This is a genomic window from Paenibacillus sp. TY11, assembly GCF_059772165.1.
Genome location: NZ_JCBAIQ010000007.1, coordinates 1 through 23,819, shown reverse-complemented (window position 1 = coordinate 23,819; position 23,819 = coordinate 1). Strand labels below are relative to the sequence as shown.

General features: G+C 46.3%; 24 protein-coding genes. 16 read left to right on the top strand and 8 right to left on the bottom strand.

Translation table 11 applies throughout. The annotated features are described in order from the left end of the window. Positions 1 to 149 precede the first annotated feature (149 nt). Complete coding sequence (locus AC6EJC_RS09085; protein ID WP_444953693.1) at positions 150 to 1,184, bottom strand: C40 family peptidase; 1,035 nt, start codon at positions 1,182 to 1,184, stop codon at positions 150 to 152. Between the two features lie 253 nt (positions 1,185 to 1,437). On the opposite strand from AC6EJC_RS09085, the gene AC6EJC_RS09080 reads away from it, so the two are divergent. Further along, positions 1,438 to 2,589: an iron-containing alcohol dehydrogenase gene (locus tag AC6EJC_RS09080; RefSeq protein ID WP_250244645.1), complete on the top strand. Its 1,152-nt coding sequence runs from the start codon at positions 1,438 to 1,440 to the stop codon at positions 2,587 to 2,589. Between the two features lie 95 nt (positions 2,590 to 2,684). Here the strand turns inward: AC6EJC_RS09080 and AC6EJC_RS09075 are convergent, their stop codons facing one another. Next, on the bottom strand, positions 2,685 to 3,281 hold the full coding sequence (locus AC6EJC_RS09075) for a TetR/AcrR family transcriptional regulator (RefSeq protein WP_444953692.1): 597 nt from the start codon (positions 3,279 to 3,281) through the stop codon (positions 2,685 to 2,687). A gap of 246 nt (positions 3,282 to 3,527) precedes the next feature. Here AC6EJC_RS09075 and AC6EJC_RS09070 point away from each other — a divergent pair, with 246 nt between their 5' ends. The 3 genes from AC6EJC_RS09070 to AC6EJC_RS09060 all read left to right on the top strand — a co-directional run bounded on the left by AC6EJC_RS09070 (position 3,528) and on the right by AC6EJC_RS09060 (position 6,072). Then, on the top strand, positions 3,528 to 4,649 hold the full coding sequence (locus AC6EJC_RS09070; protein WP_103047918.1) for an NADH:flavin oxidoreductase: 1,122 nt from the start codon (positions 3,528 to 3,530) through the stop codon (positions 4,647 to 4,649). Between the two features lie 347 nt (positions 4,650 to 4,996). Next, positions 4,997 to 5,419 carry a MarR family winged helix-turn-helix transcriptional regulator gene (locus AC6EJC_RS09065; RefSeq protein WP_061831337.1) on the top strand — a complete coding sequence of 141 codons (423 nt, stop codon included), beginning with the start codon at positions 4,997 to 4,999 and terminating at the stop codon, positions 5,417 to 5,419. A gap of 71 nt (positions 5,420 to 5,490) precedes the next feature. Further along, on the top strand, positions 5,491 to 6,072 hold the full coding sequence (locus AC6EJC_RS09060) for an NAD(P)H-dependent oxidoreductase (RefSeq protein ID WP_028542747.1): 582 nt from the start codon (positions 5,491 to 5,493) through the stop codon (positions 6,070 to 6,072). A 189-nt stretch (positions 6,073 to 6,261) separates the two neighbouring features. Here the strand turns inward: AC6EJC_RS09060 and AC6EJC_RS09055 are convergent, their stop codons facing one another. Continuing rightward, positions 6,262 to 6,729 carry a GNAT family N-acetyltransferase gene (locus AC6EJC_RS09055; RefSeq protein ID WP_444953691.1) on the bottom strand — a complete coding sequence of 156 codons (468 nt, stop codon included), beginning with the start codon at positions 6,727 to 6,729 and terminating at the stop codon, positions 6,262 to 6,264. A 191-nt stretch (positions 6,730 to 6,920) separates the two neighbouring features. On the opposite strand from AC6EJC_RS09055, the gene AC6EJC_RS09050 reads away from it, so the two are divergent. Both AC6EJC_RS09050 and AC6EJC_RS09045 read left to right on the top strand, forming a co-directional pair. Then, positions 6,921 to 7,358: a MarR family winged helix-turn-helix transcriptional regulator gene (locus AC6EJC_RS09050; RefSeq protein ID WP_444953690.1), complete on the top strand. Its 438-nt coding sequence runs from the start codon at positions 6,921 to 6,923 to the stop codon at positions 7,356 to 7,358. A 23-nt stretch (positions 7,359 to 7,381) separates the two neighbouring features. Then, the gene (locus tag AC6EJC_RS09045) at positions 7,382 to 8,212 is read left to right on the top strand and encodes a DegV family protein (protein ID WP_444953689.1); all 831 of its coding nucleotides are present in this window, start codon (positions 7,382 to 7,384) and stop codon (positions 8,210 to 8,212) included. Positions 8,213 to 8,455: 243 nt separating this feature from the next. Here the strand turns inward: AC6EJC_RS09045 and AC6EJC_RS09040 are convergent, their stop codons facing one another. The 3 genes from AC6EJC_RS09040 to AC6EJC_RS09030 form a co-directional block, all read right to left on the bottom strand. Then, complete coding sequence (locus AC6EJC_RS09040; RefSeq protein WP_444953897.1) at positions 8,456 to 9,259, bottom strand: BclA C-terminal domain-containing protein; 804 nt, start codon at positions 9,257 to 9,259, stop codon at positions 8,456 to 8,458. 447 nt (positions 9,260 to 9,706) lie between these two features. Beyond that, entirely contained in the window at positions 9,707 to 10,933 is a 1,227-nt protein-coding gene (locus tag AC6EJC_RS09035) for an MFS transporter (protein WP_444953688.1), read from the bottom strand. A 64-nt stretch (positions 10,934 to 10,997) separates the two neighbouring features. Further along, positions 10,998 to 13,025, bottom strand: a complete 2,028-nt coding sequence (locus AC6EJC_RS09030) for a beta-galactosidase (RefSeq protein ID WP_444953687.1) — start codon at positions 13,023 to 13,025, stop codon at positions 10,998 to 11,000. Positions 13,026 to 13,163: 138 nt separating this feature from the next. Here AC6EJC_RS09030 and AC6EJC_RS09025 point away from each other — a divergent pair, with 138 nt between their 5' ends. The 9 genes from AC6EJC_RS09025 (at position 13,164) to coaD (ending at position 20,523) form a co-directional block, all read left to right on the top strand. After that, positions 13,164 to 14,000, top strand: coding sequence for a helix-turn-helix domain-containing protein (locus AC6EJC_RS09025; RefSeq protein ID WP_444953686.1), 837 nt, complete (start codon positions 13,164 to 13,166; stop codon positions 13,998 to 14,000). 193 nt (positions 14,001 to 14,193) lie between these two features. Then, a complete protein-coding gene (gene kimA, locus AC6EJC_RS09020) occupies positions 14,194 to 16,011 on the top strand; it encodes a potassium transporter KimA (protein WP_444953685.1) in 1,818 nt (605 codons plus the stop codon). Positions 16,012 to 16,092: 81 nt separating this feature from the next. Continuing rightward, entirely contained in the window at positions 16,093 to 16,197 is a 105-nt protein-coding gene (locus AC6EJC_RS09015) for a sporulation protein YjcZ (protein ID WP_444953684.1), read from the top strand. 174 nt (positions 16,198 to 16,371) lie between these two features. After that, positions 16,372 to 17,490 carry an acyltransferase family protein gene (locus AC6EJC_RS09010; protein WP_444953683.1) on the top strand — a complete coding sequence of 373 codons (1,119 nt, stop codon included), beginning with the start codon at positions 16,372 to 16,374 and terminating at the stop codon, positions 17,488 to 17,490. A gap of 171 nt (positions 17,491 to 17,661) precedes the next feature. Beyond that, positions 17,662 to 18,294: a hypothetical protein gene (locus AC6EJC_RS09005; protein WP_444953682.1), complete on the top strand. Its 633-nt coding sequence runs from the start codon at positions 17,662 to 17,664 to the stop codon at positions 18,292 to 18,294. Beyond that, positions 18,287 to 18,802: an accessory gene regulator ArgB-like protein gene (locus AC6EJC_RS09000; protein WP_444953681.1), complete on the top strand. Its 516-nt coding sequence runs from the start codon at positions 18,287 to 18,289 to the stop codon at positions 18,800 to 18,802. Before AC6EJC_RS09005 ends, AC6EJC_RS09000 begins: the two co-directional genes overlap by 8 nt. Positions 18,803 to 18,807: 5 nt before the next feature. After that, positions 18,808 to 18,930, top strand: coding sequence for a cyclic lactone autoinducer peptide (locus tag AC6EJC_RS08995; RefSeq protein WP_023988155.1), 123 nt, complete (start codon positions 18,808 to 18,810; stop codon positions 18,928 to 18,930). A gap of 437 nt (positions 18,931 to 19,367) precedes the next feature. Beyond that, positions 19,368 to 20,009, top strand: coding sequence for a 16S rRNA (guanine(966)-N(2))-methyltransferase RsmD (gene rsmD / locus AC6EJC_RS08990; protein WP_444953680.1), 642 nt, complete (start codon positions 19,368 to 19,370; stop codon positions 20,007 to 20,009). Beyond that, positions 20,002 to 20,523, top strand: coding sequence for a pantetheine-phosphate adenylyltransferase (gene coaD, locus AC6EJC_RS08985; protein WP_250261723.1), 522 nt, complete (start codon positions 20,002 to 20,004; stop codon positions 20,521 to 20,523). Before rsmD ends, coaD begins: the two co-directional genes overlap by 8 nt. Here the strand turns inward: coaD and AC6EJC_RS08980 are convergent. Beyond that, positions 20,486 to 21,769, bottom strand: coding sequence for a nucleoside recognition protein (locus tag AC6EJC_RS08980; protein ID WP_444953679.1), 1,284 nt, complete (start codon positions 21,767 to 21,769; stop codon positions 20,486 to 20,488). The two genes, coaD and AC6EJC_RS08980, sit on opposite strands and share 38 nt — an antisense overlap. A 198-nt stretch (positions 21,770 to 21,967) precedes the next feature. Here AC6EJC_RS08980 and AC6EJC_RS08975 point away from each other — a divergent pair, with 198 nt between their 5' ends. After that, positions 21,968 to 22,999: a YlbL family protein gene (locus tag AC6EJC_RS08975; RefSeq protein ID WP_444953678.1), complete on the top strand. Its 1,032-nt coding sequence runs from the start codon at positions 21,968 to 21,970 to the stop codon at positions 22,997 to 22,999. On the opposite strand, the gene AC6EJC_RS08970 is transcribed toward AC6EJC_RS08975, so the two are convergent. After that, positions 22,989 to 23,819, bottom strand: an 831-nt coding sequence (locus AC6EJC_RS08970; protein ID WP_444953677.1) for a nucleotidyltransferase family protein, incomplete at its 5' end; no start/stop codon positions are given. The two genes, AC6EJC_RS08975 and AC6EJC_RS08970, sit on opposite strands and share 11 nt — an antisense overlap.

Genomic DNA, 23,819 nt, shown 5'->3' with positions numbered 1-23,819 from the left:
GCCTTTAAACGTTATGACCTCCATTTTACAATGAATCCCGACCTTTTGCCGCCTGAACGCAATCCGCAAGGGAGCGTCCGGCAAAAGGCAATTAGAAGATAATGAATGTGGACTGGAATAGCTTACTGTTATTGGCTATCTGGTTCGTCCTAAAACAGCCTGCGCGCTGTTACGAAACGTTTCTGCCATTTATCGTCAAGCGTGTCAAAATGAACGCCGCGTTCTTTGGAGAATGTATGCAGCAATTTGTTGTTCCCTGCATAGATAGCCACATGGCCGATCTCCAGGCCGCGTGCGCTGAAGAATAGCAGATCGCCTTTGCGCAGCTCGTTCAGCCCGACCTTCCGGCCTTCTTTAGCCTGATCGTAAGAGACACGGGGGAGGTCGATAGAGAGCGTATGACGGAACACTTCCTCCACAAAAGAAGAACAATCAAAGGTCGATGTCTGGCCGCTTGCTGCTCCGAATTCATAAGGAGTACCAAGGAATTTCTCTCCGTAGGCGATCAGTTCATCTCCCTGTCGTTCCACCAGGGATGGGCTGGTATAATCGCTGTATTTTGGTTTAGCCGATATGTATCCGGTCAGGTTGTCTTTAGTGCGCACTTCCAGCCAGAGAGCATTGACCTCGCGAATGACATGAACCTTTTCGTCGGCTGGAATAAGCCGTAGGGAAGAGGAAGCTACCGATGAATCTGGTTTGCTGCGCAGGTTGACTCCAGAAAGAACCGTTGTGAAAAAATCGTCCTTGGAGGCAATTCGGATGGTCCGGGTCAAGGCCTCCCACTTTACTGTGCTCCCAAGTGCTTCGCTTACAAAACGCAGTGGAATCATCGTGTTGCCCTCAACAATCTGTCCGGGAACATTCAGGGACAGCGTATTGCCGTTTAAGGTGGCAGCGAGTTCCCCGATGCGGTAGGTCAGCACCGTGTAGTTTTTGGTTGCTGTTACGGTTTTGCTGGATCCGTCCCAGGAAAGCCTGGCTCCTTGCGCCTCAAACAACTGGCGCATAGGGACGAGCATTGTCCCGTCTAGCAGCAGCGGCTGGGCGGCAAGCTGAAGCGGATGGTCATCCACATAAACGGTCGTCACCGGAGTCAGCGGTACCGACTTCGCATAAGATGGGCTTGCTTGGAGTAGCGATACCGCTAGCAGAGCCAGCAATACTCCCTTGTTGATTGTCATGCTGTCATCACCTCGTTGTTAATGTGTTCATCTAAGTTGTACGAGGCTTCCTCCGATTAGTTGTGTACCAAATATTGGACTGATTCGAAAAACATAAACAAACAAAAACAAAACCAATTAATATCTTTGTTTTATTATTGACATCAAAATAAAATAAAGATAAAATTATAAATGTGAAACATTTCACTTTTAAGAGATAGCCCTATATTTAGCGAGGCAACAAGAAGTGAATCCTTTAGGAGGCCGATTTTATATGAGCGCACATGTATTTTTTGTACCATCTATCAATCTTATGGGAACAGGCTGTTTGCATGAAGTTGGGCCGTATATAAAAGAACTGAATTTAAACAAAGCTCTCGTCGTAACGGATAAATTTTTGATGAAGAGTGGTATTGCAGGCAAGGTTACGTCTTTGCTGGATGATATTGGAGTGGACTATGCGGTATACGATGAAGTAAAACCAAATCCGACCTGTAAAAATGTACATGATGGTGTTCAGTTTCTGCAAGAAAACGGATGTGACTTTTTAATTTCGATTGGCGGAGGGTCACCACAGGATACGGCTAAGGGAATCGGCATTATTGCTACCAACGGGGGACATATAACCGAGTATGAGGGCGTTCATAAATCCAAGCATAAATCGCTTCCTATTGTGGCTATTAATACCACAGCAGGAACATCGGCTGAAATCACGATCAATTATGTCATTACGGACGAAGAGCGCAAGGTCAAGATGGTTATGGTTGATAAGAATAGTGTAGCTACGATTTCGGTCAATGACCCTGAGCTGATGGTAGACAAACCCGCCGCGTTAACGGCAGCTACAGGGCTAGATGCTTTGACCCATGCTATTGAAGCTTTGGTTACGCCAGGTTCCTATCCTGTAACGGATGCGACTGCGTTGGCAGCAGTAGAGATTATTTTTAATCATTTGGCCCGCACGGTGAGCAACGGTCATGATATAGAAGCACGTGAGCAAATGGTATACGCTATTTTCTTGGGAGGACTTGCATTTAATAATGCCGGATTGGGTTACGTTCATGCGATGGCGCATCAGCTTGGCGGCGTATACGATTTGCCTCATGGTGTTTGCAATGCCATGCTGCTGCCGATTGTGGAGGAGGAGAACGCCAAGCATGTACCGGAGAAATTTCGTGCCATCGCTAAGGTCATCGGTTTTGAAGATAAGGGGAAAACGGATAAGGAATGCGCAGACTATGTAATCCAAAGAATCAAAGACCTGTCGAAGGAAGTTGGGATTCCTTCCAAACTTTCTGAACTGGGTGTAAATGAAGTGGATTTGGATCTGCTTGCCGAGAACTCAATGAAGGATGCTTGCGCTCCAGGCAATCCGTTCATACCTAGCAAAGAACAAGTTATCGAGATGTTTAAGAAAATTCTTTAAATAAAAGAGGCAATTATTTTACAATATACTATAAGGGCTGTCCCAGGAACTGATCGAAAAATACTGGGAACGGCCCTTTTTATTCGCATTTTCTGCTAAGAGATTTGTGAGACTAGAGATAAGACAACCCCATTGAAGATTAAAGGCACAGCTCTCTCGGCTAAATCTGTAGGAGACTCTTTTTTTCCTTCCACATTCCAGCGAAAGGTTACACCATAAATGGACCAGCTTAAAATGGTCGCGGCAAGTTCTAACGTTCTTGGGTCTGTATTACGGGTTCCTCTTGTTATGAGTTGAAGTATGAAATGCTCTAATTGATTCTTAATATGTTCTTCCAGGATCGGTGCGACTGAATTATATTTATGGATGCATTGATTACTAGTGTCATGATAGTCGCATAACGAAAGAATAAGTTTCTGAATGGTCCTTTCCGACAAACCCGCCTCAGCATCAATCCTCTTAATAACATGCTCCAAAAATGCTTCTGACAAAAGAGTTTCAAGCAGTGCATATTTATCTTGAAAATGTGCATAGAACGTAGCACGGTTAATGGTGGCTTTTTGGGTAATGTCATTGATCGTAATCGTGTAGAAGTCTTTCTTATTTAATTGGTCAATGAATGCGTCGAGAATTAATCTACGTGTTCGAATGACGCGCGGATCGTTTGGGTTGGGTGAGGTTACACCAGGCATCCTCAAGACACTCCTTTCAGGTAAATTAAATGATTCCCCCATTATAAACATGTGCTGTTTTGTCAACAAGTGAGTTTAGTTATACAACAATTTTATAAGCCTTTTGGTTAAGCAACAGAATGAACATTTTGTCGGTTGAATGATAAATTAAACATTGCTAACATTTCACTTACACCCCGTTTGATGATGCATGAGCCTTATATATAATCCTTTAAAACGATAAAAGAAAATGAGGAGGTACAATCCTTGAGTAATCAACCGCAAAATGTCCATTCAACAGAAGCTTTATTTCAACCTTATACCATTCATAATCTGACCTTACAGACTCGTATTGTAATGCCGGCAATGGGCCGTGCTTTTTCACCAAATGGTGTGCCAGGACCGGATGTAGCCGCTTATTATCGCCGTCGCGCAGAGAATGATGTAGGTCTTATTATTACTGAAGGTGCAGTGATTGACCATCCGGCTGGAACAAGTGAGCCGAGGATACCTAATTTTTATGGGGAAGCGGCTTTAAACGGTTGGGCTGAAGTGGTCAGACAGGTTCATAAAGCAGGCAGTAAAATTTTTCCACAGCTTTGGCATATGGGGATGGCTCGTCCTTTGGGATCTCAGCCGAATCCCGAAGTGCTATCGATTGGTCCATCGGGGCTGGATCTGGAAGGCAATAAAGTGACCGAGCCGATGACAGAAGAAGAAATCGCCAAGGTCATTGGCGCCTATGTCGATGCAGCTGCGAATGCAAAACGACTAGGTTTTGACGGTGTTGAAATTCACGGAGCACACGGCTATCTGGTTGATCAATTCTTTTGGGAGAGAACGAACCAACGTACAGATCGCTATGGTGGAGATATCATAAAACGTGCTCAATTCGCCATTGAGCTTGTGGAAGCTATTCGTGCTGAGGTTGGCCCTGACTACCCTATTGCCATGCGCCTATCCCAATGGAAAATGAATGATTACAACGCAAAACCGTTCGATACACCGGATAAACTGGGGCAATTCCTGAATGTGTTGGTACAAGCGGGCGTGGACATCTTCCATTGCTCGACACGTCGCTTTTGGGTACCTGAATTTGAAGGCTCCGATTTGAGCTTTGCCGGATGGGTGAAGAAGCTGACTGGAAAAACTACGATTACGGTTGGCTCTGTAGGTCTGGATGAGGATTTTGTAAGTTATACGGAAGGGAAAGGGGCAGGACACCAAGATATTAATGAACTTCTGGAACGGCTGGACAACAATGAATTTGATCTGGTAGCTGTTGGGCGTGCGCTTCTGAGCGATCCTGCATGGGCTACGAAAATACGTGAAGGCCGAATTCATGATCTTCAAACCTTTACACCTGAGGTACTTCAAACGCTCAACTAAAACATCTCATACTTCGAATACTTCTTCATTTTCATATATAAATAATGTAAGCCGAAATACTCAAAGTATGTAAGGAACTTCGGGTATTTTGGCTTTTTAATGCGTCTGCGATAGTAGTCCACCATGAACCATTTTAGATTAAGTCATATTTTCTCTAAAGTTGTCTTTTATTGGGTACTCAAGTATTGAATTTTCTTTAAAAGCTGCTCCATTTAACAAGCTCCTATCTATTTTAGATTTCATTATATCAAACTTAATCCTAGTTCTTTGAATCATTCATATACTAAAACCAGATCAGACTGACACCAACACTTGATATATATAGATATCTATGTAATAATGCTTGTATGTTAAAAAATAATGCAGCTGCACTGATAGGAACCATTAGAGACTCGATCAATAAATTGATTGTGTCTGAGCTTGAAGCGAATGGAATTGAAGGAATTGTTCCTACTCATGGTGGAATTCTAATGTTCCTTTATCAAAAGGACGGGCTTTCCATTAAGGAATTGACGCAAAAAATTTCTCGTCAGCAACCCACTGTTACTGTTTTGATCGACAAGCTAGTGAAGTTGGGGTATGTCGAAAGAAAAAAAGAAAGGGAGGATAGTCGAGTTACCCTGATATTTTTGACCGATAAGGGAAGAGAGATAGAGCCTATATTTGAGATGATCTCCAATAGATTACAAGAAACCATCTATGGTGGTCTCAAAGATGAAGAAAAAGAACAGCTGGAATATCTGCTGGAGCATGTAAAAAACAGATTATAAATTTTTTTAAGTAAATGTATAGATATCTATATTAATATCAAAATAAAAATAAAACATCTGGAGGTTATTAAATGAAACATCTTATTATCTATGCTCACTCTAACGCAGAAAGCTTTAATCACGCGATACTCGAAACGGTTGTAAATACCCTGAAAGAAAAAGGTGACGAAGTCGTTGTACGCGATCTATATGCCCTTGATTTTCAACCTGTATTAAAACCTGAGGATACTGCCGCTATGAGAGCAGGGCAAACCCCGGCTGATATCAAAGTCGAGCAGGAATACATCTCACAATCGGATACGATTACTTTTATTTCTCCCATTTGGTGGACAGGTCTTCCTGCTATCCTGAAAGGTTACGTTGATCGTGTATTTGCATACGGCTTTGCATATACGGCTGGTGCGGAAGGGATTAATAAGCTGCTTACAGGTAAAAAAGGTTTTATCGTGAATACACATGGTACTCCCAACGCGATCTACGATGAAATCGGTATGACCGCAGGATTGAAGATCACATCAGATACGGGAATTTTTGATTTCGTTGGAATTGAATCCGTCGGTCACTTGCTGCTTGGAAGTATTGGTTATCTTGATGAAGATGGCTATAAAGGACTGCTAAAGCAAGTCCAAGACACGGTTAAAACGGTGCTGTAAAGTCAGTTCATATTCATTTAGAAGCGTAAGACATTCTTTAAATGATGAGGTCAACCCGTATTTAGTGGTTGGCCTTTTCTTGTAAATGCTTATATTTTTCCAACATCCCGGTTCATAGATCTTTTGAAGTCGTAATAGCATCTTGGGGCAGATGTAACTGGACATTCAAGGGAGTGTTGAAGCATGATTCTATGATCTTTCGACGGTTGTGGAATGTCCCTCTACGATTAAGTACATGTAAACGTCAATAGGGTCCTCACGTTCAACTTTAAAACCAAATCGTTCATAAAGACGTCTGGCTGAGCTTCCTTGCAGAACATTTAAGGTTACACGTTTTCCTTTTACATGATTTTGTTCCAGCAGATTTTTTAATATTTGACTGCCGACCCCTTTACCTTGGTAACTGGGATGAATATAAAAATGCTCCAATAAATAACCGTCTAATCTCGGTTTAAAAGCGATGCAGCCCACAAAAGAAGAGTCTTCCTCTATGATCCAGGTATGGACAGAATCGAATGCATCACGAAAGCGTTGACGAACTTTATCTTCATCAAACCTTCCTAATCTGATTAAATCGTTCCGCAGTACAATCGCCCGTAAATTAGCAATAGTTTCGACATCGGAATTTTGGGATTGGCGAAGAGTAAACTGTTTCATCTTATGTAACAACTCCTTTATCGTAAACAGGCAAGAGGTGATCAAGCGTATTTTTTCTTATTCGACGCGGAGCTCATTAACCCTTGTATTAAAATTCACAAATATTTCATTGTTATTATCGTGGGCAATTCATTATAGTACATAGTATTAATAGTTAACTGTATGTATTATGTGTTTTGCGGAGGTTCACTATGAAAGATTATGAACTAAGGGATGAATTGAGAGAATCCGTTAACCGGATTTATGACATGGAATTATTCAGTAGCCTGACGGAACTTGTCCAGGGGGAAAACCATGTGCTTCAATATTTAGTTCAGCATCGAGATAATGAAATTAATCCTTCCTTACTCAGCGATCATCTGCATGTATCCAGATCAAGAATTACGGCAGCGCTTACGGGATTAAGGAAAAAAGGCTATGTGACTATGGAAATGTCTGAGCATGACAGACGACGGATGTGTGTTAGGCTCACAGCAGATGGTGAATCCTTGATCAAACAAAAACAAGAGAGAATTGAAGGCTATTTTGAAGCGCTTGTGGCGGGTTTGGGTGAGGAGAATGTGAAGGAGTTTATACGGTTAATTGAGCTTTCCTTGAGTATTATGAATGCGGGTTCTATTGAAAAATAACATAATGTGAGGGTGTGTACAGGGTGAGATATAAAATAATAGCAGACAGTTGCTGCGATTTAACGACAGATCTCAGAGAAGAGATGCAAGTTACTACGATTCCGTTAAACATGACGCTGGGAGATAAATGCTTCGTAGATGATGACACATTGGACTTGCCTCAGTTTATGGAAGAAATGAAAGCCTGTACAACCAAAATTGGTTCCGCATCACCGTCACCTATGCTGTATAAGGAAGCCTTTCAAGGTGCGCATACTTCTTTTGCCATTACATTATCCAGCAACCTGTCCAGTTCGTATTCTAGTGCATTGGTAGGAAAAGATATGGCGGAAGAAGAGGGGGCGGATGTCCATGTATTCGATTCGAAAAGCGCATCGGCTGGACAACTCTTGTTAGCTCTAAAACTACGCAAGTTGATCGACGAGGGATATCATAAAAGCGAGATTATCTCTTCCTTGGAGGGCTTTATCAGCAAGATGAAAACCTACTTTGTTTTAGAGAATCTGGACAATTTGGTCAAGAACGGACGAATGAATAAAATCACTGGAAAGATACTCTCTTTCTTGCATATCAGGCCCATTTTAGGTTCGGACGGTGACGGGAATATCGCATTATTTACTCAAGCGCGCGGTCAGAATCAAATTATCGAAAAGTTGGCAGATACCATTGAAAAAAGTGGTCGGGCTACCGAAGGAGAAAGCATCGTCATTGCTCATTGCAATAATCCCGGACTGGCGGAAAAGTTAATGAATGCGTTGAAGAACCGCTATCAATTTAAAGATATTCATATTGTGCCCACCAGAGGGATCAGTTCGATGTATGCCAATGACAAAGGTATTATAATGGCGTTTTAAGCTATAGAAGTGGACTGTAATGATGACTGCCCGTTGGAACAAGAATCGAGATTGGTAGTAATGTATGGAATGGAGAAGGTAACCCCTCTCCTCCCGCTCAAGCGACACAGGGGTTAAGGAAATTCCATGGTTGCAATCCATGAAGTGAATAGATTTTCTGTCATTGGCCCAAGCGGGAACAAGCTGATGTTTGATCTGAACAGATGAGCCGTTAGCAGTAAGATAAACGGGATGTTTCCAGGTCTAACTTAATCTTTTGATAACCACAGAAGCGTTTACGTTGGCTTGGGTACCTCCAGCTAAAGTTTGGAGGGTAACCGCAGCGGCAGAACTATGATTTCTCAGGGTAAGAACATCACCGGATGCCAGAGCGATGATGGCTTGCCCTGTATTTTGCTGTGTGCCAGCTCCTGAGCCGTATATGGTTCCCGCAGCAAGGGTTCCATTAACAAATATTGCGAATTGACTTGGCTCTACACCCGATACTGAAAAATTAACTTCATAGATCCCCGCGTCAGTTACTGCAATCTGTGTAGTGCCGGGAGCATGTGTAATACCAGGTGTAAGTATACCGTTCGTATCGAAAATTACATCCGCTTCTATCGGAACGACTTGAGCTCCTAAGTTGTAGATATAACCAAACTGGGCTATTCCACCTGCGGCTCCTGTAGCTCCCGTAGCCCCAGTGGCACCTACCGCACCCGCAGGGCCTGCTGGACCCACTGCGCCTACCGCGCCTGCTGGCCCCGCTGGACCCACTGCGCCCGCTGGTCCTATGGGACCCACTGGCCCTACTGGCCCTGCTGGACCCACTGCGCCCGCTGCCCCGACGCTCCCGGCAGCCCCGACAGCCCCAGCTGTACCTACTGTACCCGCCGCACCGACACTTCCGGCAGTACCTACTGCGCCAGCAGGTCCAACCGCACCCGCTGCGCCAACATTTCCAGCAGCCCCGACAGCCCCAGCTGTACCTACGGCACCCGCTGCACCTACGTTACCTGCTGCACCTACGTTACCTGCTGCACCTACGTTACCTGCTGCACCTATAGCTCCAGGAGCACCCGTTGCACCAAATACATCTTGAGGGATATTTACACGGACAATTTGCTTTTTGACGACAATTTCCTTACAAAAGCACTTTCTTTTCGAGTGGCACTTTCTTTTCGAGCGGCCTTTTCTCTTCGGGGGCTTCTCATCAAACTTTTTTTCTAACTTATCAAACCAAGAACGGACAAAAACATCTTTTTTACGGCTTTTTTTTCGTTTCAATTCGGGACGACCCAATACAAACACCTCCATATGGTTTGTTGTATACTACTCCATTCATCTATGGGAGGCATGGATATCTGTCCTGTATTCCATAGCAAACAATCTATTTTGACTAAAAACAGGCTACTGTACAAGGTACATTCGTCTAGTATGTAAAAAAGCACCTTCGAATGCCCCTTGGATCACAATCAAGGAACAAACCGAAGGCGCCAGTAGAGACGTATATCATGATGAAGCGGTTTGAAGCCGCTTTTTGCGCATGTATAAGGCGTACAAGATACCGCCAAGCAGGCACAGAATACAGGCGAAGCCTGCCAGCAACCACGCCGAAGAGACTGCTCCGCCACGATCCATGCTGTTTCCGAGCCATAAGGGCAGCAGAGCTCCCCCGACTCCACCTGCGCCAATAAGCAGGCTGGTGGTGGATTCTTCGGTACCTGGCATCATCTTGCTGGCAAAAACAAGTGCGATGGAAAAGATACCGGACATGCCGAGCCCCAGCAGTGCGATAAGGACAAAGGCAACGGCAGTTCCCTTGATCAGCGGGAAGACGCATAGCAGTACGGTCGCCGCCAGCGAGCTTAAGGCTACAAAGACACCATAGCCGTACCGATCGGCAATGTTTCCTGCGAACAACCGTCCGGTAGCCATTGCTAGCCAGAAGCAGGTGACACTGAGTGCTGCTTCGGCTTGCGTGAGGCCCAGTCGCTCGATGAACATGGAGGGCAGGAAATTAGCCAGGCTCATTTCTGTTCCTACGTAGATAAAGAAAAAGACGATAAATAGTGCAAGTAGCTTCCAATTGTTCATAGGGCTACCTTTAGAAGCCTCCACCGTGGGGGACTTCGGCGCATTAGTGGAACGCGTATGGTTGTCACCTCGGTGTTCCTGTTCGTCCAATACAGCGTCCAGCGTGCCGAAGGACCCCCGCAGCCAAGCTATGACGGCCACAGCTGCAAACATGGAGATGATGGGAAAGGCCAATCGCCACCAACCAAGAGCAATGAACTGGCTGGCGATAGCGGGCATAGCCAAAGCACCGATCCCGAAAAAGACTTCCAGACGGCTCATGGCTGCGCCCGTTCCTTGGGTAATACCGCTGATAACAATAGTACCAATGAGTGCTTCTACCATGCCGAAGCCAAACCCGGCTGCTGCCCCGATGGCATATAGCCACCCCCAAGGAGGCAGTAGTGAGTACAGCACTTCAGCCGCACACAGCAGAAGCAGGGCGAATACCAGACTTTGGCGTTTGCCGAAATTTCGGGCAAGCCACGGCGACAGCAGGACTCCAGCCAGAAAGCCGGAAAATTGAGCGAAGATCAGGCTTCCGCCATCCGTATAGTTTCTACCGTAATGCTCTAACAACACAGGCAGTAGGGAGCCTACAACCACATGTGCCAGGCCGATTAAAAAATAAGACAAGCTGCCAATCCATAGCAGTCGTTTCATGATGAACTCCTTTGATACCTAGATTACCCTCATGCAGTGAACTGTATAAGTCAGATCTGAGTAGTTATGATAGCTCCAGGACTTGAAAGCCAAAGCCTTCGATGGAAATATCCCCTTCCAGGAATTTGCCGCTGATCAGCTCTTTCCCTTTTTGGTCATCCAGATGATATTGCTGCGTCTGGGCGTTATGATTCAGAATGAATAGATATGACTTTCCATCTTTGGACCGTACAGTGGCTTCTACGCCCGCAGGAGCGCGCAGCAGGGATGAAATCCCTTTTTGCTCACAAATGTAGCCCAGCAGGCCGTCAAGGAAAGGTTCCTCAGGGTCTGAAGCGATGTACCACGCCTCACCTTGACCAAAACGATTGCGTGTCAGCACTGGCATGCCCTGATAGAAATCATCGCCGTATTCCGCCAGTACCTCGGCGCCTTCGCTATGCAGCAAGTCGCAGAGCATACCGCATTCAAATTCCCCTTGTAATGAGCCGACCTTTTCTTTCAATATGATGCGATTGTGTGATTCTGGCAGAAGCGCGTCAATTTCTTCTACCCAAATCCCGAGCAAGTTACGCAGCTTACCAGGATATCCTCCGGTTGTGACCAGATCGTTTTCATTTACAATGCCGCTGAAAAAGGTGGTAACGAAGGTACCGCCACGCTCTGTGAATTGTTCCAGCTTCTCAGCGCTACCCGGCTTGACCATGTAAAGTACAGGCGCGATAATGAGATCATATTTCTGGAAATCCGTTTCAACGGAAATCAGGTCTATCTGTACGTTACGCCGGAAGAGGGCGGCATAATACTTATGCACCTGATCCACGTAATTCAATGAGACAGAAGGACCGCTTGATTTTTCTAATGCCCACCAATTATCCCAATCGAACAAAATGGCTACTTTGGCATTGACGGTCGCGTCAAGTAACGTATTGCCTAATGTAACAAGCTCACTGCCAAGCTGGGCCACCTCGCGGAATACACGTGTGTTCTCATGTCCGGCATGCTCAATTACAGCTCCATGGAATTTCTCACAAGCACCGATCGAGCGGCGAAGCTGGAAGAACATAACCGTGTCCGCGCCATGCGCTACCGCCTGATAACTCCATAACCGCATGACGCCGGGCCGCTTGAGCGAATTATACGCCTGCCAGTTTTGTTGGCTCGGTGTTTGCTCCATAAGCATAAAGGGTTGCCCATCCTTCAAGCCGCGCATCAAATCGTGTGCCATCGCGGTAAAGCTCGGCGGGGTATTGGCCGTAGGATAGCTGTCCCAAGATACAATATCCATGTGCTTAGCCCATTTAAAATAGTCCAGTTGCTTAAAAAATCCCATCAGATTGGTCGTTACCACGGCATTGGGAATATGTTTTTTAATCGCGTTATATTCCAGTAGATAGCAATCAAGCATACTGTCTGAATTAAAGCGCGCATAATCGAGGGATATGCCCTGAAAGGTCGAGTGATTTTCTCCCCAATGTTCGCTCAGATTATTTGGGGGCACTATTTCATCCCAATCATAGAAGGTGTGACCCCAGAAGGAAGTATTCCACACCCGGTTAAGCTCTTCCAGTGTTCGGTATTTTTGCTTGAGCCACACCCGGAACGCAGCGGCACAGTTGTCACAATAGCAATCCCCGCCGTACTCATTGGATACGTGCCACACGAGGATCGCGGGATGATTTTTGTATCGCTCTGCGAGTCGGTCGGCCATATGCTCCGCGTATTTTCGATAAGTAGGGCTGTTCGGACAAGAGTTGTGGCGTCCGCCGAATTTCCGCTTACGTCCGTCAGCATCGACCCGAAGAATGTCGGGATAGCGGGTGGCCATCCAGGCTGGATGTGCTGCAGTGCTAGTAGCTAGACAAACGAAGACACCGCTTTCATAAAGACTGTCAATCAATTGATCCAGCCATTCAAAATGATATGTGATTTCGTCAGACTGAATTTTGGCCCATGAGAATACGTTGACCGTGGCGATATCAATCCCTGCTTGCCTGAACATCCGTAAATCCTCCTGATGCGTGGCCTCATCCCATTGCTCGGGATTGTAATCTCCACCGTAAAACACTTTAGGAAGTTTGCCGCTTATCATGCCAATCACCTCTATATATAAGAATAATTCTATCTTATAATACAAGTAACCGCTTTTAAATATAATAAAATGAACATGGATATAACAATATGGATCTACGTGAGAAATACATACCCGCATACGCCGGAGGTGCTTTTTATGATTTTAACTCCCCATCATTTGCGATTTTTTCTGACTACACGTGAGCACTCTTTACCCCTTTTTATTGAAAGCATCGGATTTAACAGCAGGCAGGAGGATGTATCCCGTCCAGAGGGTTATCCGTGTTTTCACTGGATTCAGACGGTGTCCGGTGAAGGGATATTTACATTTAAAGGGGGGACTTTCCGTCTGGGTGAGCAGTCCGGGGTCCTGCTGCTGCCGGGCGAATCCCATGCGTACAGACGGGCGACCAAGGTATGGCGAACGTTATACATCACATTTGACGGACCTATTGCCGCTGCTGTATTAACTGCTCTCGGATTGAAGCATACACGCGGGTATCATTGGGACCCGGATAGCGAACTGCACAGTTTTGGGGAAAACATGCTTCATTCCATGGTTAGTGAACGAGATTTGTCAGGATTAGATGCTTCGGCCAACATGTACCGTTTTCTGACTCTACTGCGTAAACATGGACAACACAGCTCAATGCCTTCCCTATCTCATAATGTGGAGCGTTTGACTCCCGTACTGGCTTTTATGGAGCAAAATTACGCCAGCCCGGATGTGGGACTAAGTGATATGGCGGTTATGATGAATGTCAGCGCCCGTCATTTAAATACATTGTTCAAGCAAGCGTTTGGTGTGACTTCTTATGCTTATCTGATTGTGATTCGGCTGCGCAAGGCCAAGGAAATGATGACGGAATATCCGCAATTAACCGTGAAGGAGATTTCGGAGCGTGTAGGATTCCGGGATGTCAGTCATTTTGTGGCAACTTTTCGCCGGGCTGAAGGAATTACGCCGGAAAGGTTCAAATTACTGTATACATAAGGGTATTTTATCGAAATACTCTTTCTTACTCGGAAATGCTCTTTTTATGGGGCATTCCTTATTGTTTTTTTCAGGATGAGGGAGTATAAAATAATAGTTCATTTGTTTCATCAATCTGATGTTCAGGTGACATAATAAACATACGATTTAAAGTTTTTTTGCAAAACCCTCATCCAAAGAAGGAGTTAATGAAATGCTGAGTAAAGTCAAAAGATTATTAATCGGTCGCCCGCGAAAGTCGACGGCCCTTGAAGAGGAGAAACTAAACAAGCTCAAGGCATTGGCCATTCTGTCCTCAGATGCATTGTCCTCTGTAGCTTACGGAACGGAGCAAATTCTGCTGGTTTTAATTACAGCGGGGTTCGCTGCCCTATGGTATTCCATTCCTATATCCATTGCGGTATTGGGTTTGCTGATCATTCTGATCCTGTCCTATAGACAGACCATTTTTTCCTATCCTGGTGGCGGGGGAGCATACATTGTTGCACAGGACAATTTGGGAAAGAGTTCAAGTCTGATTGCAGGTGGCTCTTTGCTGGTCGATTATATTCTGACGGTAGCAGTCAGCTCGTCGGCGGGTACAGATGCTATTACATCGGCGTTTCCATCGTTACATGATCATCGGATCGCGATTGCTCTGGTTATGATTATCTTTTTAACTATTATGAACTTGCGCGGGGTGACGGAATCCGCATCAGTGCTGGCTTTACCCATTTACTTATTTGTCGTTTCGATTTTTGTCCTAATTATTAGTGGTATCATTCATTATGTCGCAGGAGGAGCACATGCGGCGGCACCGCAATTTGGAGCTACGGTATCCAACGTCAGTCTGTTTCTGTTGCTGAAGGCGTTCAGCTCGGGCTGTTCGGCGCTAACCGGGGTAGAAGCTGTCTCTAATGCCATTCCTAATTTCCGCAAGCCTGCTGCCAAAAATGCGGCAACTACACTGATGATGATGGGTTTGATTCTCGGGTGTATGTTTATCGGAATTAGTTTGCTGGCTTATTGGTACGGTGTTCGTCCTAATCCGGATGAAACGGTCATTTCGCAAATTGCGAATGCCACTTTCGGTCGTGGTGTGATGTATTACATCATTCAGGGCGTAACTGCGCTCATCTTGTTTTTGGCGGCGAATACAGCCTATTCGGCCTTTCCGCTACTCGCTTTTATGCTCGCTAAGGACAAATACATGCCGCATATGTTCATGGTTCGTGGAGATCGGCTTGGTTATTCCAACGGTATCCTGTTTCTGAGTATCTTCTCGGCATTGCTGGTCATCGTATTTGGCGGAAACACAGAAAATCTGATTCCGCTTTATGCCGTAGGGGTATTTATCCCGTTCACGCTTTCGCAACTTGGTATGATGATTCGCTGGATCCGGCTTAAACCGTCAGGCTGGGTTGTCAAACTTGCCATTAATACGGTTGGGATGCTGACCACGCTGTCGATTACGCTCATCTTTATCTTCACCAAGTTTAGTCAGGTGTGGGTAGTCTTTATCTTCCTGCCTTTGGTACTGTATTTCTTTATGAAGATCAACAGGCATTACAAAAATACGGCTGAACAACTGCGCATTGATATTACCAAGGATAAACCTATGGTCAAAGGCAATACGATTATTATTCCGGTGGCAGGCATTACACGAGTCGTCATGAATACCATCAGCTATGCCAAAACCTTGTCGGACAATGTGGTTGCCGTATATGTGGGTGTGGATGATGAAGCGATTCGCAAAATGGAACAGAAATGGGAAGAGTGGGATGTCGGTATACGTTTGGTGGTACTGAAATCCCGTTATCGCAGCATCATTAATCCGCTCCGCAAGTTCATCGATACAGTAGAGTGGAAAAAAGCAGACGAGGACCATATCACGGTTCTCATTCCACAATTCATCACCAAGCACTGGTGGGAAAATATTTTACACAATCAGACCAGCTTGCTGATGAGAGCTTATTTAATTAATTACAAAGACGTCATCGTAACGACCGTACCTTTTCATTTGAACAAATAAAGTCACTGCCGATTGGCCCATACTCATTTGCGTGAGCTGCATATCGTATTATGTACCTTACATTAAAGGAGGAAATGACATATGGGTCAAGTTGGAGGCTACGGCGGTGGAGTATGGACTTCCACAGGCGCAATTCTCGTATTGTTCATACTACTGGTCATCATCTCCCGTTCACTCCTGGTATAATCGTCCTTGCAAGGGAATAGGGAACAGCTGACTATGGCATGACAAAATGAACACCTTTTGGCCGCATTTCTTTGCGGTTGAAGGGTGTTTTTTACATAACGGAGATATTTACTTTGGTGATACATTTTGTGTATTATAGATACGAAATGTATCATTCCGTTATGGGGGGATACGATGCCTAAAGCCAAGGGGAAATTTGAACATGACAAGCTGCAATTTGTAGATACGCTGAGGGCGTTAGCGATTATTGGAGTTTTACTAGTGCATGTCAGCCAGCATGTGGACGGATTAAACGGATGGTTGCAAAAAGGCTTGAGTATAGGAGCCAAAGGGGTCGCTTTATTTTACATGGCCAGCGCTTTTACGCTATTCCTGTCCCTAAGCAGACGTTCGGGTGACATGAGAGAAAGAATTTCGGCTTACCTGTTGCGTCGTTTTTTTCGGATTGCTCCTTTGTATTACGTGATGTTAGGAATCTATTTAGTTGTGAATGGGACAGGTCCACGATTTTGGCTTGGAGATCAGGAGGGAGTCACTGCCGCCAATATTGCAGCTCATGTCCTTTTTTTGAATGGTCTTAATCCGTATTGGATCAACAGTATTATTGGTGTGGAATGGTCCATTGCGGTGGAATGTATGTTTTATCTGTTTATCCCCCTTTTATTTAAGCTGATTCGATCAGTCCGCCATGCGACCTGGTTTGTCGTGATGGTGCTTGTGGTAAGCTTTGGGCTAAATACGGGGTTTGCTCAGTATCCATGGATTAGTGATCACTCTTTATGGGGGCACTATCTATATTTATGGTTTCCGAATCAATTGCCTGTCTTTGGGCTGGGTATATTGTTGTTTTTCATTTGGAAAGACGAGCGACATTGGAAAAGTATAGACCGGGTCAGTGGGGGCTTGCTGCTTGTTTCTGTGCTATTTGCGTTTTTAGGAGGTATGACGGATTATCTCATAGGTGTCGGGTTGCTGCTGGGATCGTATGCTTTGTATCACTGGCAGCCAATGTGGCTGCTTAATCGGGTATGGTCATGGATCGGCCGTCTCAGCTACAGTATGTATTTGACGCATATACTGGTTCTGGGGCTAATCGTACAGGTTAAATTATCTTTTTCTCCCATGGTCAGCCTCGCACTTATGTTCATAATGACGTTGCTATTCACAACCGGACTGTCCTGGCTTACCTACTTGTGGATTGAACAGCCCGGTATCCGTTGGGGGAAAAAGCTTATATCACGTATGAAGCCTGTGCGCAAGCAGGGAGATTCGGTCAAAGAAAGTGTTGCCTAAGCTGTAACTTGAAGCAGCATCCGATAACATTTGGTTGAAGTGCTTGAATAAATCTAGGAAATAATTGAAAAGACCTCTTGAAAAGTAGCTCCTAGCCCTTTATATTCAATGTACATCCAAGTTTTTGAATACACCGATGAGGTTTGTTGGAATTGAAAAGGAGATGCACGTATGCTTGTGAAGCCAATCGGCTTTTTGTTTTTCTCCACGCTTGAGGGAGTAGCTGTTTTTGCACTGATTCTGAGTATTTTCAAAGTCAAAATGAGCCCTTATCTGTGGCAAGCCATATTTGTTAACCTGATTATGAACATGCAAAGTTATTGGTTGAGAGAGGAATTTCCTCTCTCGTATGTAGTACCTGTTGTAAATATGCTGCTTTTTATTTTTTTACTCGCTACGGTGGTAAAGATTCCGATTGTGTGGTCAGGCATTATGACGGTTACAGGTTATTTTGCTTATGCCGTTGTTCAGTCGGTATTCCTAAAAGTCATGTTCAGTAATCTGCCGGTTTCCGAGCTGCAGGATGGGTCCTTGAAGGGCTATCTGTTACAAGCGGTAAGCGCAGCAGCAGGACTGCTTATTTCATTTATGTTGTATCGAAAAGGGATCGGCTTTTCCCCTAATTTCAAAAAGCTTAAGTTCAAAGAGGAATATGGCATTGTCATCACGCTGATTATCCTGTCTCTCATTTCAACTTCTATTGTGCTCTACTATAACGAGGTATGGTTAAATATGATATTTTTTGCCCTGGTTTCGGGATTTTTCATCTATTATGCAGTTGGAAAGGAATATCAGGATGATTGAAACGATGGCTTTCAAACTTGCTAACCAGATCAAACGTGCCGTGCCAGATCATCCAGCCTCCGTCCCGGTACTTAAATACGCACTTGCTCTCATTCTGAATGCGTCCATGATTATCGTGTTGACACTATTGGCCTCATTCTTCACTGGTCGGATAGTAGAAGCTGTAACAATTCTCATCGCTTTTGCCCTGCTGCGCCAAATATCAGGAGGCATTCATTTGAAGTCGGGGATGGGATGTGTGTTGGTGACCTCTGCAGCTTTTACATACATATCTTGTATTACCTTGAATAATTGGTGGACAAACCTGTTTACCGGAATAGCTCTCATTCTTGTTTTATGTTTTGCCCCGTCCAGAATTGAAAAGCAGTCGCGCATTCCGGCCCGGTTTTACCCCCTCTTGCGGCTGTTATCCTCCTTGCTTGTATGTACTAATTTTGTAATCGGTTCCTCTGTAGTAGCTGTTGCTTTTTTGGTCCAAAGCCTGACATTGATTCGGGGAAGGAGGTGAGTGAAATGATGAGAAAAATGGTATATGGGTTAGCCACATCGTTGTCTATGTTTGCAACGTTTGCTGTATCGGTGGCGAGTTACGTGTATGTTTATCAAGGGGATACGCCCGAGGAGCTGCTGAAATAAGCAAAATGCTGAAATAGAAAAAATGATACATAAAGCTGCTATTGAGCAGCTTCTTTTTATGCAAAAAAATCAGGCGCTCCATTAAAGAGCGCCCGAATGGGAGAGGAGAAACCGGACGAAGAGCTTATGGGGAAACGTAAGTCTTCTCCGCGGTTGTCTACGACATTGGTTGAATGCCGATATCTTAAGGATGCCCAGGTAATGGTTTTTTATACCTGCCTCATTCTAAGTTTTTCAAACGGCGGTGCATGTGGTACGATAACGTCATAATCTTTATATATTTGAGGAATTCATAAAAATCCAAGAGCGACTTTCAATCTACAATATAGAGATCGGAGTGGTTTTGTTCGTCTATATATTGCACTTTGGAGCGGGTGGAATCGAATTTTGTGAATTCCTCAGTTATGAACACATATAGAAAATAGGTGAGTTTCAGCGTGAGAGTGGTATCGGGTAGTGCCAAAGGAAGGCCGTTAAAGGCAGTTCCCGGCACAGGGACGCGGCCGACCACGGATAAGGTCAAGGAAGCGCTATTTAGCATGATAGGTCCTTATTTTGATGGGGGAGTTGCGCTTGATCTGTTTGCTGGCAGTGGTGGCCTGGGTATAGAGGCGCTTAGCCGGGGAATGGACAAGGCGGTTTTTATTGATATGGAATCCAAAAGCATTGATGTCATTAAAGAAAATTTGCGAAAAACCGGATTGGAAGGACAGGCTGAAGTGTTCCGCAATGATGCCGGACGAGCGCTCAAGGCGCTGGCAAAACGTGGAGCTCTTTTTGATGCTGTTTTTCTGGACCCGCCCTATCGTCTCAAACATGGAGATGAATTGATGAGCCGTATGGCTGAGTTGGGCTTGCTTCGTTCAGATGCAATCATCGTGCTGGAGTATGAATCGGGACATGAATATTCGGAAAGCTTCGGTCCTTTCGAACAGGTTAGAAAAGCAGTCTATGGGGAAACGGCGTTATCCATTTATCACTTTGCAGCCGATGCTTTGTCGGACGCCGAAGAACATACAGAAGCCGGAGTGGTCAAGTTCGGCATCACCGAATCAGACGGGGAGGACCATCATGATTGAGCACAAACCACGTATTGCCGTATATCCGGGAACCTTTGATCCCGTGACGATGGGGCATCAGGATATTATTCAAAGAGCGGCCAGACAATTTGATCTATTAATTGTCGCGGTTCTTAACAATATTAGTAAAAATCCGCTATTTTCACTTGAGGAGCGAATGGAGCTCCTGCGGACGGTAACTCGCGATATCCCGAACGTTGAAGTAGACAGCTTCCGTGATCTGACAGCTAATTATGTACGTCAAAAAGGGGCTCAGGTTATTGTCAGAGGAATCCGATCGGTGACCGATTTTGAATATGAGCTGCAATTAGCCTCTACAAATCATAAGCTGAACCCGGATGCGGAAACGATCTTTATGATGACCAATCCGACCTATTCATATCTGAGTTCCAGTATGGTGAAGGAAATTGCGCATTTTGACGGCAAAGTTGTAGATCTGGTAGCACCGGAGGTGGAAGACGCGCTACGTGCCAAGGTCAACGCGAATCGCGGCGGCTCCACCATGAAGTCATAAAGGAAATGGCGAGCAGGGTAAGTATAATCGTACCCAGCAGGGCAACGGACAGTACGGTCAGTTGCCAGGGGTACATGGATGTTCCTTCTATTTGTGTTAATAAACCGCTGGCTCCTGCCATGACAGAATGCGTGGCGGGATCATATTCGCTTTGCGCAAAAGAAGACGCAGAACTGCGACTGACGTAAGCGGGAATTGTACTACTGGCGATGCGACTAAGCGGGGTCCATGCCGCAAAGGTAAGTCCAAAAGCAATAATCCCATGGAGCACTCGTGACAAGGTGAAGGTTATGCCCTTGTCGGAAGGTCTGGTGACGGCGGTAATTTGAAGCCAGCCGCATAGGCCGCCCCAGCCCAACACAGCACTGATCAGCGCCGTCTGTGTACGGAGATCGTAGGGGAGACGGCTGATTTCATAGGAACCCAGATGGATTTCCATCCAGGCAGGCCATATAAAAGAAAGCGTTCCCTGGCCTGTGTATATGGACAGGAGTCGAATCAGTACGGAAAAGAAAATAATGAATCCACCTGTTACCATCAGCGTCTGTACAGCATGGGATACGGTTTCGCCCAACAGTTTTCCAAAACTGCGGCCGTCCCGTTCTCTGGCAGAGCGGGTAGCTTCCCATGCGGATCGGATCAGGGGGGGAGTAGTACGGGAAACAGTGGTGTGCCGTAGGGCAGCTGGCGTTTCCCGTTTTTGCAATTCTTTTGACGATACAGGTAGTCTGGCTGTGAACCAGCCTGCCAGCAGCCCGGAAATCCAGTGAACGGCAAGTAACATCCCGCCTACAGTAGCATTGTGCAGCAGTCCTGTTCCGATGACGAGCAGGATGGTAATCGGATTGCAGAAATGAGCGATAGCAGTCAGACGTCGAAGCTGGGGCGCGGTCATATCCTCCTGTTGTGCCCATTGACGTACCGCTTCCGCAGCAGCCGGGAATCCTGCGGTCAGGCCGAGGGCCAGCACCCAGCCGCTTCGTCCGGGCAGCCGGAACCAGGATCGCATGAACGGCTCCAGCAGGACACCTAGTCCATGTACCAAGCCGAAGGCGATGAGCATTTCGGACAACATCAAAAAAGGCAGCATGGCCGGGAAAATAATACTCCACCATAGCTTAAGTCCTTGGGTAGAGGCTTGAAATACTTCTTCTGGTGAGACGACAACAGCCAATACAAGCAAAATGGCTCCAAGGCCAAGCAGCAAGGTTGTCCAATAGGGAGCGGAATGGGCTTCCTTTTGCATCAAAGAGTTCACCTCTCATAAATATACTAAGGAGAGTCGGATGCTGTCTCCAGCGTTGATTCACGTTCGTTGTTTTGGGATAGGTTGTTCGTATACGCTGTCGTAAACAATGTATGCTTTTTCGGAAGGCTTGAGAACAGGTGGCGCAGAGGCGCTTTGGGTAAGTGAGGAGAAGTTAGGCTGCAAGGGGGAGGAGCAATGAAGCGAATAAACCGGAAAAGATCTTTTTTTACAACCGGTTATGTCTTAGTGCTGGCTGCAATAGTCTATGTGCTGGTCTATATGCCAACCCCTTATCTGATCTATGGACCAGGTGGGGCAAACGAGATCAAACCGATGGTTATGGTCCGGGGAGGTGATAGTAGCGAACGAGGGACCTTTATGATGACGACGGTATCGGCACGTTATGCCAATGTCATCATGTTGGGTATGTCCAAGCTGGATAGCAATTCGGAGATTCAGCGTAAAGAGGATCGTCTGCATGGAAGAAGTGAAGACGAATATGAGGCAGAGCAGGTATGGTATATGGGGGATTCCCAGTCTTCCGCAATGGAGGCTGCCTATACCCGTGCCCATGTCCCCTATCGCATCGTGCCGGATTACGTGTATGTATTTAAAGTTCCGGGATCAAACAGTGTGTTTGATCCCGGAGATGAAATATTGGAGCTGAACGGCGCGAGGGTGACCGATAATCGTTCCATTCGGAAGGCCTTGGAGGACGAAAAGCCGGGAACCATGGCTAAAGTGAAGCTAAAGCGCGATGGAAAGTTGCTATCGGTGCAAGCTCCATTAACGACTATCACGGACAGCGAGACGGGCAAACAACGTTCCGGATTTGGCGTCAGCATTGCCACGGTACAGAAGGTAGAGCCGAAGGATGAACGTAAAACGATTCATTTTACATCCACGGATGTTGGCGGTCCTTCGGCAGGTTTGATGTTTACAATGGAAATCTATAATCAGCTGACACCAGGTGATCTGAGCAAGGGATATCGTGTAGCCGGTACGGGTACTATTGATAAGGACGGTCAGGTGGGAGCGATTGGTGGTGCAAAGTATAAAATTGTCGCTGCTGACCGTCAGGGCGCGGAATTGTTTTTCGTCCCGGTGGATAATTATAAAGAGGCCAAAGCCAAAGCTGAGCAAATCGGAACCCGGATGAAGCTTGTTCCGGTTCGCAAGCTTGGCGATGCGCTGAATTATATGGAAAAGCTCCCCATCAAACCATAAGGGGCGGCCGCAAGTAATCAGCATACATGTCGCGGATGGCGGGACGTGGCATCCCGGCTGCGTGTATGGCGGTTGCGGCTGTATCCCAGTCCAGATGGGGATGTGATCCGACAGACGGCTTGACCCATACCGGAAGGGTGGCTGTTTGCTTCATTCGAGCCAGCAGCTCGCGTCCAGCCCTGTTAAAGCCGAGCACGCGGATATAGCCGGGGCCTTTCGCCAGCTCAGCGGGAGTCATATCGGCTTTGGCATGATTCAGCAAAATATGTGTACACATACGCTGAAGTTTCGTACGAGTATAGCGCCTTGTCTTGATCGCGGCGAGCAGGGCCTCCACAGAGGGCTGGGGCAGCGTATACAGCGATTGCCGCAGGCGATGCTCCAGCCCTTCGGTGACCTCGTGCAGCTCCGCCAGCTGCTGCGGGCTACGTGTGATCAGGGCGTTCAGCAGCGGCTGGCTGAACGCTTCCCATTGCAGCGGCGCGCGTTTGGCTTGCCATTCGCGCCGCAAAATCTCCAGTGTCGCCGTGGGTACGTACGGCGACGCGGCCTCCGGCCCGCCGTCCAGCAGCAGACGGCGGATGGCCGTGGCGCTGGCGATGACTCCGTCCGCAGGGGCCACGGCTTCGTGGTAGCCCGATCCCGTGCGGGCTACTGTGAAGGGCTTGATTGTGCTGCCTAGCCGTCCCAGCGCAATCAAGTAATGCAGCCCCAACGTATTGTTGGGCTGCTGCATGAGGGCGGCAAGCGCAGCGCCGTCCGCTCCTTCGGCCGCGAGCGCGGCTGCGGCTCCCGCGTAGGCAGCGGGATAGCTCGCGCC

Coding starts and splice junctions, on each gene's coding strand:
- AC6EJC_RS09085 (WP_444953693.1), bottom strand. CDS start 1,184: ATGACAATCAACAAGGGAGTATTGCTGGCTCTGCTAGCGGTATCGCTA.
- AC6EJC_RS09080 (WP_250244645.1), top strand. CDS start 1,438: ATGAGCGCACATGTATTTTTTGTACCATCTATCAATCTTATGGGAACA.
- AC6EJC_RS09075 (WP_444953692.1), bottom strand. CDS start 3,281: ATGCCTGGTGTAACCTCACCCAACCCAAACGATCCGCGCGTCATTCGA.
- AC6EJC_RS09065 (WP_061831337.1), top strand. CDS start 4,997: ATGTTAAAAAATAATGCAGCTGCACTGATAGGAACCATTAGAGACTCG.
- AC6EJC_RS09060 (WP_028542747.1), top strand. CDS start 5,491: ATGAAACATCTTATTATCTATGCTCACTCTAACGCAGAAAGCTTTAAT.
- AC6EJC_RS09055 (WP_444953691.1), bottom strand. CDS start 6,729: ATGAAACAGTTTACTCTTCGCCAATCCCAAAATTCCGATGTCGAAACT.
- AC6EJC_RS09050 (WP_444953690.1), top strand. CDS start 6,921: ATGAAAGATTATGAACTAAGGGATGAATTGAGAGAATCCGTTAACCGG.
- AC6EJC_RS09035 (WP_444953688.1), bottom strand. CDS start 10,933: ATGAAACGACTGCTATGGATTGGCAGCTTGTCTTATTTTTTAATCGGC.
- AC6EJC_RS09030 (WP_444953687.1), bottom strand. CDS start 13,025: ATGATAAGCGGCAAACTTCCTAAAGTGTTTTACGGTGGAGATTACAAT.
- AC6EJC_RS09025 (WP_444953686.1), top strand. CDS start 13,164: ATGATTTTAACTCCCCATCATTTGCGATTTTTTCTGACTACACGTGAG.
- kimA (WP_444953685.1), top strand. CDS start 14,194: ATGCTGAGTAAAGTCAAAAGATTATTAATCGGTCGCCCGCGAAAGTCG.
- AC6EJC_RS09015 (WP_444953684.1), top strand. CDS start 16,093: ATGGGTCAAGTTGGAGGCTACGGCGGTGGAGTATGGACTTCCACAGGC.
- AC6EJC_RS09010 (WP_444953683.1), top strand. CDS start 16,372: ATGCCTAAAGCCAAGGGGAAATTTGAACATGACAAGCTGCAATTTGTA.
- AC6EJC_RS09005 (WP_444953682.1), top strand. CDS start 17,662: ATGCTTGTGAAGCCAATCGGCTTTTTGTTTTTCTCCACGCTTGAGGGA.
- AC6EJC_RS09000 (WP_444953681.1), top strand. CDS start 18,287: ATGATTGAAACGATGGCTTTCAAACTTGCTAACCAGATCAAACGTGCC.
- AC6EJC_RS08995 (WP_023988155.1), top strand. CDS start 18,808: ATGATGAGAAAAATGGTATATGGGTTAGCCACATCGTTGTCTATGTTT.
- coaD (WP_250261723.1), top strand. CDS start 20,002: ATGATTGAGCACAAACCACGTATTGCCGTATATCCGGGAACCTTTGAT.
- AC6EJC_RS08980 (WP_444953679.1), bottom strand. CDS start 21,769: ATGCAAAAGGAAGCCCATTCCGCTCCCTATTGGACAACCTTGCTGCTT.
- AC6EJC_RS08975 (WP_444953678.1), top strand. CDS start 21,968: ATGAAGCGAATAAACCGGAAAAGATCTTTTTTTACAACCGGTTATGTC.